8 protein-coding genes and 1 pseudogene are annotated in these 6,145 nt (G+C 67.6%); 7 read left to right on the top strand and 2 right to left on the bottom strand.

Features of this window, described 5'->3' with window-relative positions; translation table 11 throughout:
* Both VMJ11_RS06405 and phaP read right to left on the bottom strand, forming a co-directional pair.
* Positions 1-141: pseudogene (locus VMJ11_RS06405) on the bottom strand (acetyl-CoA C-acetyltransferase); the annotation flags it as partial.
* 125 nt (positions 142-266) lie between these two features.
* Positions 267-833, bottom strand: coding sequence for a TIGR01841 family phasin (phaP, locus tag VMJ11_RS06400; protein ID WP_325618072.1), 567 nt, complete (start codon positions 831-833; stop codon positions 267-269).
* A 339-nt stretch (positions 834-1,172) separates the two neighbouring features.
* On the opposite strand from phaP, the gene VMJ11_RS06390 reads away from it, so the two are divergent.
* The 7 genes from VMJ11_RS06390 (at position 1,173) to VMJ11_RS06360 (ending at position 6,130) form a co-directional block, all read left to right on the top strand.
* Positions 1,173-1,472, top strand: a complete 300-nt coding sequence (locus VMJ11_RS06390; protein ID WP_349255975.1) for a hypothetical protein — start codon at positions 1,173-1,175, stop codon at positions 1,470-1,472.
* 13 nt (positions 1,473-1,485) lie between these two features.
* On the top strand, positions 1,486-2,169 hold the full coding sequence (locus VMJ11_RS06385; RefSeq protein ID WP_325618070.1) for an RNA polymerase sigma factor: 684 nt from the start codon (positions 1,486-1,488) through the stop codon (positions 2,167-2,169).
* Positions 2,166-2,606 carry a hypothetical protein gene (locus tag VMJ11_RS06380; protein WP_325618068.1) on the top strand — a complete coding sequence of 147 codons (441 nt, stop codon included), beginning with the start codon at positions 2,166-2,168 and terminating at the stop codon, positions 2,604-2,606. Before VMJ11_RS06385 ends, VMJ11_RS06380 begins: the two co-directional genes overlap by 4 nt.
* Positions 2,603-3,109 carry a periplasmic heavy metal sensor gene (locus VMJ11_RS06375; protein ID WP_325618066.1) on the top strand — a complete coding sequence of 169 codons (507 nt, stop codon included), beginning with the start codon at positions 2,603-2,605 and terminating at the stop codon, positions 3,107-3,109. The genes VMJ11_RS06380 and VMJ11_RS06375 overlap by 4 nt, the downstream gene beginning before the upstream one ends.
* A gap of 88 nt (positions 3,110-3,197) precedes the next feature.
* Entirely contained in the window at positions 3,198-4,664 is a 1,467-nt protein-coding gene (locus VMJ11_RS06370; protein ID WP_325618064.1) for a DUF1800 domain-containing protein, read from the top strand.
* 5 nt (positions 4,665-4,669) lie between these two features.
* Positions 4,670-5,818, top strand: coding sequence for a DUF1501 domain-containing protein (locus tag VMJ11_RS06365; protein WP_325618062.1), 1,149 nt, complete (start codon positions 4,670-4,672; stop codon positions 5,816-5,818).
* Between the two features lie 96 nt (positions 5,819-5,914).
* The gene (locus VMJ11_RS06360; protein WP_325618060.1) at positions 5,915-6,130 is read left to right on the top strand and encodes a YXWGXW repeat-containing protein; all 216 of its coding nucleotides are present in this window, start codon (positions 5,915-5,917) and stop codon (positions 6,128-6,130) included.
* The last annotated feature ends 15 nt before the right edge of the window (positions 6,131-6,145 follow it).

The following is a 6,145-nucleotide window of genomic DNA, read 5'->3' as shown; positions in this document are numbered from 1 at the left end:
CTGCTCGGGCGTCACGCCCGCACGCTCCAGCGCCGCCTTGATCACGATCGCGCCCAGATCGGGCGCCGCCACCTTCGCGAGCGAGCCGCCAAATTTGCCTACCGCGGTACGAGCGGCCGATACGATCACAATGTCAGTCATGTTGAGCTCCTGCTCTGCAATTACGCTGGAATATCGATATCTTGAAAACTGAACCGGCTAGCATCGCGCCCTCGTCGTTCAACGAGGACGGCAAGAGCGCGAAGCCCGGTCTGGCAGGAACGCGATCAGGCCTTGGCCGCGCTGGCTGCCTTTGCGGCGGCCTGTTGCGCGGCTTGCTGTGCCGAAACGGCTACGTTCTGGAAACCGCTCTGGGCGGTCTCGATGGCGTGGCGGGTGACGCCGCGCATCGTCTCGGCGGCGTTGTTGACAGCGGCCAAAGTCGAATTCATGGCCGCGACGAATGCTTCCGAACCTGCGGGCGCGTGCTGCGTGAAACCTTGGGAGAAAGCCTTGAAGCGCTGCTCGTGCTCGCCGGTGTGCGCCTGAACGGCCTGCATCCATTCATTGTGGGTAGCCGAAGCGATGTCGAAGAGGTGCTGACTGTACGACACGGCCTTGGCCGCGGCCTGCTGCGAAGCGCCCAGTTGCTGCGTGAGGAACTCCACGGGATTGCTGCTCTGGAGGGCACCCTTGAGCGTGGCCTCGCTTTCCGCCACGGCCGCCTTGCCGGCCTGCACGTTGAGATCGATTACGGCCTGCATGCCCTGTACCACGGGCTTCGTGAGCGCAAAGAACGCTGCGACACCGGCCTGATAGTTTGCGCGGAATTGTTCGGGTGCGGATACAGACATCAGATATGCTCCTTAATTAGTCATACCAAATAAAGCGCCAACCCCGAATGCCTGACTCGCGGCTGGCTATATGTTTGAAAACACCTGTTTCATCGCCGCCGTCAAACTAGGGAGTTCATTCTAAGACAGAAATTTAACAATTTCTGGACATAAAAATTAGGTGAAAACCCTTAGCTCGATAATTTGGGTTCGAAACTTGCAGTTGTCAGGCAACATGCCATGCGAGCGCATGGCGCAGCACCTCCAAATGCAGAATGCGTAATCACGCGACGGATTTTCTCCGCCGTTCCGTTCAAGTCTTATTGGGCCGCCGCCCCTTCTGCATCAAGGGAGAACACCATGAGACGCAAACCGCTGCGCTCGTTGCTCGTCGCCACCCTGCTTGCCGCCACCGCTTCGGCTGCGTTCGCCCAGGAGGTGATCATCGCGCCGCACGCGCCGCCGCCGCCGCGCGTCGAAACCATGCCGCCGCCGCGTGCGGGCTACGCGTGGGACCCGGGGCACTGGCGCTGGGAGCATGGCGCCTATGTCTGGGCGCCAGGTCATTGGCAGCCCATACGCACCGGTTATCGCTGGGTGCCGGGGCACTGGGTCCAGCACGGGCCGAACTGGCACTGGGTTCAGGGCCACTGGGCGTGACGCGTGAACGTGAATGCCCGGCTTCGAACTGAAGGACGACCATGATCGCGCGGCAGTGGGCACACCGGCGCTTGACGACTGGAAGGCCTCGAAGGCCTTGAACGCCTTGCCGCCCTCGAAGGCCCCGGACGAACGCGACCCGGACGCGGACCTCGTCGCGCGTGTCGGCGCGCGAGACCCGCTGGCCGTGCGCGTGCTCGTCACGAGCAAGCTGCCGCGCCTCATCGCGCTCGCCTCGCGCATGCTGGGCGATCGCGCCGATGCGGAGGACGTGGCACAGGAGGCCTTCGTGCGGATATGGAAGCAGGCTCCGCACTGGCGAACCGGCGAAGCGAAATTCGATACGTGGCTGCATCGCGTGGCGCTCAATCTCTGCTACGACCGTTTGCGCGGGCGCCGCGAAGAGAGCGTCGAAGATCCGCACAACGTGGCCGAACCGGCGCCCGACCCCGCCGGCGCACCCGATCAGCAACTCGAAGCGCGCACGCGCGACGAACGCGTGCGCGCGGCGCTAGCCGCGTTACCCGTGCGGCAGCGAGAGGCACTCGTGCTCACCTATTACCAGGAGCTTTCGAACCTCGAAGCGGCAGGGCTGATGGGTATCTCGGTCGACGCGCTCGAAAGCCTGCTGGCGCGCGCCCGGCGCACCCTGCGCGCACAACTGGCCGGCGACGCCGCCGGTAAGGACTCCGTATGACACCCGAACGTTTCCACACCCTTGTCGCGGCTTATGGCGCAGATCCGCAACGCTGGCCGCAGCACGAGCGCAACGACGCACTCGAATGGGCGCGCGCGCATCGCGCCGAAGCCGACGCGGCACTCGACGACGCGCTCGAACTCGACGCCTGGCTTGCCCGCGACCGGATCACACCGCCCGCGCGCGCGCTCCTCGAGCAGATCGTTGCGAGCGCACCGGTTCCCGTCGTTGCCGCGAAGCGCCGCCGCTTCTGGCGGTCCGGCGCAGCGTTTGCCGGGGTTGGCCTCGCTGGTGCGCTCGCGGGCGCACTCACGATGTCGCTCGTGATGCTGGGCACCACGACGCCCGCGCCACATGAGAGTAGCTATCTGAGCACGGGCTTTGGCGGATCCAGCGCGGACTGGGGCGAGCCGGGCAGCGACTGGAGCGACGAATGAACGGCCGCTCATGGAAGACACTGCTAGTCGGCTCCGTGCTGCTCAACGTGTTTCTGCTCGGCGCGATTGCGGGCGGCGCCTGGCGCTGGTTCGCCGTGCACGGCGAAGCACAGGCGCAGGCGCAGCCCGCACAGCGCGTGGCGCTGCGCTTCGCCACCGAAGAGCTTTCGGCGCAGCGCCAGCAGCAGTTCGCCGAGGCGCTCAAGTCGTCGCGCCGCGAAGGCCGCCAGTACGCGCGCGAGGGACGCGACGGCCGCCGCGAGGTGCTCGACCTGCTCGCTGCCCCGCAACTCGACCGCCATGCCATCGACGCCGCGCTCGCGCGCACGCGCACGGCCGATAGCGCGCTGCGCGCGCAGATCGAGAGCGGCGTCGTCGATTTCGCGGCCACGCTCACGCCCGAAGAACGCGTGAAGTTTGTCGAAGGGCTCGAAAAGCGCGGCCAGTGGAGGCTGCCGCCCCAACAGCAAAATGCTGCGAGCGAGGCGAGCGGCGCACAGTAACGCCGCGCAAAAAATATCGAGCGTCCAGCGACGGATAACGCGCGCCTCCTGCGTTTAACAGCAATACACAACGCCACGAGGACCGCGCATGGAAAGCCTGTCGAATGCCCGCGCCGGCGCGATCGCCATGAACCGCTTCGGGCTCGGTACGCGCGCCGACGAAACGCCGCCCGCCGATCCGCGAGGCTGGCTGCTCGATCAATTCGCCGCCTATGAACCGTTGCCTGCCGCATGGCGCAACGAACCGGGCGCCATGACGCTCGCTGCCCGCTTCGGCGCGCAGCGCCAGCAGGGCATGGCGGGTGAAGCGGCGATGAACGCGAGCAGCACCACTGCGAACAACACGCCGGCCAGCACATCCGGCGACATCAATCCGCAACAAGCCGCGCGCCAGGCCGTGAACCAGGCCATCCGCCGCGAGAGCATCGGCATTTACCGCAGCGCGGTCAACGCTCGCCTTGCGAGCGCCTTGCAGACAGAGACGCCCTTCGTCGAACGCCTCGTGCACTTCTGGTCGAACCACTTCGCCGTATCCGTCGACAAGGGGCTGATTGCCGGTATCGCGGGCGCGTTCGAGATGGACGCGATCCGGCCACACGTGCTCGGCAATTTCGAAGAGATGCTCGTCGCCGTGGAGCAGCACCCGGCCATGCAGCTCTTTCTCGACCAGACGAGCTCGGTCGGCCCCGACAGCCGCGCCGCGCTGCGCGCCGACGAGCGCGATCCGGCGAAGAAGCGCGGACTGAACGAAAACCTCGCGCGCGAAATCATGGAGCTGCATACGCTCGGCGTGCGCAGCGGCTACACGCAAGACGACGTCACCGAATTCGCGCGCGCGCTCACCGGCTGGAGCGTGGCCGGCGTGCGCGGCCCGCAGCCCGGCAATGCGGCGCCGGGCGCCTTCGTGTTTCGCCCCGCGCTGCACGAGCCGGGCGAGCGCACGGTGATGGGCAAGCGCTACGACCAGCCCGGCGAGCAACAGGCGCTCGCGATCCTGCACGACCTCGCGCATGCGAGCGCGACGAGCCGCCATATCGCGTTTCAGCTCGCGCGCCACTTCGTCGCCGACAGCCCGCCGCCCGCCCTCACCGAACACCTCGCGCTCGCCTTCGAGCAAAGCGGCGGCGACCTGCCCACCGTATACCGCGCGCTCGTGGAAGCGCCGCAAGCGTGGGCGAGCGTCGATGCGAAGTTCAAGACGCCGTGGGAATGGACTGTCTCGTCGATGCGCGGTCTCGGCGGGCGCGAGACTGGCGAGCTGAACGCCGCGCCGCTGCTCACGCAGCTCGGCCAGCCGGTGTGGCGGCCGGGCTCGCCCGCCGGCTACGACGACATTGCCGCAAGCTGGGCCGCGCCCGATGCGCTCGTGCGCCGCGTGGAAGTCGCGCAGCGCTTCGCGGCGCGCGTGGGCGACCGGCTCGATCCGCGCACACTCGGCAACACGCTCATGGGCGACGCGCTCAGCGCGCCCACGGCCACGGCCGTCGCGCACGCCGAAAGCGCAACGACCGCCATCGCCCTGCTGCTCGTCTCGCCCGACTTCCTGAGGAGGTAACCCACATGGTTTCCCGCCGCCATTTCCTGCGCGTCGCCGCCGCTGGCGCAGGCGCGATGCTCGTCGCGCCGCAGATCGTGTTCGCCAGCGTCGAGACCGACCGCCGCTTCGTATTCGTGATCCAGCGCGGCGCCGCCGACGGGCTCAATATCGTCGTCCCGTATGCGGAGCCCGCCTATGCGGGGCTGCGCGGCGCGCTCGCCATCGACACCGCAAGCACCGCGAAGCTGAACGGCACCTTCGCGCTGCATCCCTCGCTCGTGCAGATGGCGCAGATGTATCAGGCCGGGCAGGCGCTCTTCGTGCATGCGATCGCCTCGCCCTATCGCGATCGCTCGCACTTCGACGGCCAGAACGTGCTGGAAACGGGCGGCCACGCGCCGTACCAGGTGAAGGACGGGTGGCTGAACCGGCTCGTCGCCATGCTGCCCGCTTCGCGCGAGAATGCCATCGCGCTCGCCCCCACCGTGCCGCTCGCGCTGCGCGGCGCAGTGCAGGTGTCCTCGTATGCGCCCTCGGCGCTGCCCACCGCTTCGGACGATCTGCTCACACGCGTTTCAGCGCTCTACGAAGCCGATCCGCAACTGCGCCCGCTCTGGAGTTCGGCGATGAACGCGCGCGGACTCGCCGGCGACGCGAGCGTACGCCAGGACCCCGCGAGCCTCGGCAAGCTTGCGGCGAGCTTCCTCTCGCGCCCCGATGGGCCGCGCATCGCCATGATCGAAACCGGCGGGTGGGACACGCACAGCGCGCAGAACGCCCGCCTCGCCAATCAGCTCAAGGCGCTCGACACGATGCTCGCCGCGCTGCGCGACGGCCTCGGCCCCGCATGGGACAAGACGACCGTGCTAGTCGCGACGGAATTCGGCCGCACGGCGGCGGCGAACGGCACCGGCGGCACCGACCACGGGCAGGCTTCGGTGGCGATGCTCGTGGGCGGCGCGGTGGCGGGCGGCCGTGTGCAGGCCGACTGGCCTGGGCTGCGGCCCGCGGATCTCTACGAATCCCGCGACCTCAAGCCCACCGCCTCGCTCGACGCACTGATCGCAGGCGCGGCGGCCGAAAGCCTGGCGCTCGATCCACAGCGCACGGCGGCAGCGCTATTCGCCGAGGCGGGCGCAACGCATGCAATGAGCGGGCTCATACGCACGTGAACCGATAAGTCAGCAAGCACAGGAGCGGGCTGGCTGGAGGAGATCACATAACAATTCGGACAACCAAACAAACGCAATCAGCGGAGGAAAAATATCGTGAAGACGAGACTGCTACATTCCATTACCCTGCTCGCCAGCGCCGCACTGCTCGGCGCGTGCGTGGTGGAGCCCGCGCGGCCGCCGGAGCCGGCGCCGCGCGTGGAAGTCGTGCCGGCCGCGCCCGCGCCAGGCTATCACTGGGTCAAGGGACATTACCGGTGGGAAGGCAATCACTGGGAATGGGTGCCCGGACATTGGGTGGCGGCGTATTGAGTGTGCTTCGCGCGG

It is taken from the genome of Paraburkholderia sp., from assembly GCF_035501035.1.
GTDB lineage: Bacteria > Pseudomonadota > Gammaproteobacteria > Burkholderiales > Burkholderiaceae > Paraburkholderia.
The sequence above is the reverse complement of the archived record's forward strand: the minus strand, read 5'-3'. Positions and strand labels throughout refer to the sequence as shown.